2 protein-coding genes are annotated in these 2,331 nt (G+C 53.3%); both read left to right on the forward strand.

Translation table 11 applies throughout. The annotated features are described in order from the left end of the window. On the forward strand, positions 1–822 hold an 822-nt coding region (locus ACEW8P_RS20030), incomplete at its 5' end, for a type I restriction-modification system subunit M (protein WP_373514848.1). 1 nt (position 823) lies between these two features. Further along, positions 824–2,331, forward strand: a 1,508-nt coding sequence (locus ACEW8P_RS20035) for an ATP-binding protein (RefSeq protein WP_373514849.1), incomplete at its 3' end; no start/stop codon positions are given.

A 2,331-nucleotide genomic window follows, 5' to 3' on the forward strand; every position in this document is an offset into this window, starting at 1 on the left:
GACGTTGGCAAGTTCTACGGCCAGGAGCTTAACCGCACCACCTACAACCTGGCGCGGATGAATATGATCCTGCACGACGTGCATTACAGCCGCTTCGACATCAAGCAGGACGACACCCTCGAACACCCGCAGCACCCCGACCTGCGGGCCGAAGCCATTGTAGCCAACCCGCCCTTCTCGGCCAATTGGAGCGCTAACCCGCTGCACCTGAGCGACGACCGTTTCAGTCAGTACGGGCGGCTGGCCCCCGCGTCCAAGGCCGATTTTGGCTTTGTGCAGCACATGGTCTATCACCTCGACGACAACGGCACGATGGCCTGCGTGCTGCCGCACGGCGTGCTGTTCCGGGGCTCTGCCGAGGGCCACATCCGCCAGTACCTGGTGGAGCAGTGCAACTACCTCGATGCCGTGATCGGCCTGCCGGGCAACATCTTTTACGGCACTTCCATCCCGACCTGCATTCTGGTTTTGAAGAAATGCCGCGAACACGACAACGACATCCTTTTCATCGACGCCAGCCAGCACTTCGAGAAGGAGAAAACGCAAAACTACCTGCGCGAGGACGACATCGATCGCATCGTGGACACCTACATCGCCCGCCAGACGGTGGAGAAGCTCAGCTACGTGGCCCCGCTGTCCGAAGTGCGCGAGAACGACTACAACCTCAACATTCCCCGCTATGTGGACACCTTCGAGGCCGAGGCCGACATCGACATCAGCCATGTGGCCGAGGAGTTGATCGCCCTGGAACGCAGCATGAAGGACACCGACCAGGTTATCGAGGGTTACTGCGCCGAATTGGGCATCAAGTCGCCTTTTTGATATGGAACAGGAAAACCAAACCATCGAATGGAAAGAGTCCTGGCGCGACGAGTACCTGGGCTGGCTTTGCGGCTACGCCAATGCCAAGGGCGGGACGCTGTTCATCGGTAAAGACGATCACGGGAAGGTAGTCGGCGTGGCCAAAGCCAGAAAGCTGCTGGAAGACTTGCCTAATAAAATCCGCGATGTGCTGGGCATCATGGCCGACGTAGAATTGCGAACGGAAGACGGGCTGGACTACGTGGCTATATCGGTGCAGGCTTATCCATCCTCACCCGTCAATTATAAAAGCGAGTACCACTACCGGACGGGCAGCACGAAGCAGATACTCAAAGGCGCGGCTTTGAATAAGTTTCTTATGGAGCGGATGGGAATACGATGGGACGCCCAACCCGTGCCAAACGTGACGAGCGACGACCTCGATCCTGCCGCCTTCAAGCTGTTTCGCACGTCCGCCGCGCGGGCCAAGCGAGTGGAGGGGAAAGAGCTGGCGCGTCCCAATGAAGAATTGCTAGATGCCTTGCATCTCTACGACGGAGGTCAGCTCAAACGGGCTGCCGTACTACTGTTCCATCCCAAGCCGGAGCGGTTCGTGACTGGTGCTTACGTCAAGATCGGCTTTTTCGGGGAGTCAGCTACGGATTTGAAGTATCAGGATGAGGTAAACGGCCCACTGTTACAGCAGGTAGAGGGGACGATTGGTTTGCTGACGACCAAGTATATGCAGGCGGCTATTAGCTATGAGGGAATTCAGCGCGTAGAAGAATATCCCTATCCCGAAAAGGCGTTGCGCGAGGCTGTGGTGAATGCTATCGCTCATAAGGATTACAGCAGCGGAAACCCGATACAGATTCACGTCTTCCCCGATCGTCTTCAAATCTGGAACGAGGGCCAAATTCCCGTCGAATGGTCGTTGGAGAAGTTTCTGGGCAAACACACTTCCCAGCCAGCCAATCCTGACATTGCCAATACTTTTTTCCGCGCTGGTTTCATTGAGCAGTGGGGGAGGGGGATTGCTTTAATTTTATCGGAATGCGAAGCGCATGGGATTGTAAAACCTTCGTTCACGTATGATTTTCATGGCTTAGAGGTTGAGTTTCAAGACAAAAGCAGGGCAGCTTTTATCGCCGAAAATTTTCTCTCATTGCTCAATCCAGTCATCGAGCCAGAAATTTTTGATGACATCGTCTCATCTGTCCAGGAAGACCATTTACGTAAAGCAGCAATAGCTAAAATGACGGAAAAAGAAATAGGGGAATTGGTTGCACTTGCAAGAAAGCTTGAACCTAAATCCTTAAAAATTATTACGGTATTGAAAAAAAACGCGTCATTAAAGCGCAAAGATGTGTTGGAAAGCATCCAAGTGACCAATCAAACAAAAAATGCGAAACGGTACCTCGAACCGCTTATCGACTCGAATATTGTTACGCCAACGCTATCGGATCATCCCAAAAGCAACTATCGGCAATACTTGCTCACTGAAAATGGGGAAAAACTCGCGCTACTTTT

Source organism: Persicitalea sp., from assembly GCF_041751555.1.
Classification (GTDB): Bacteria; Bacteroidota; Bacteroidia; order Cytophagales; family Spirosomataceae; genus Persicitalea.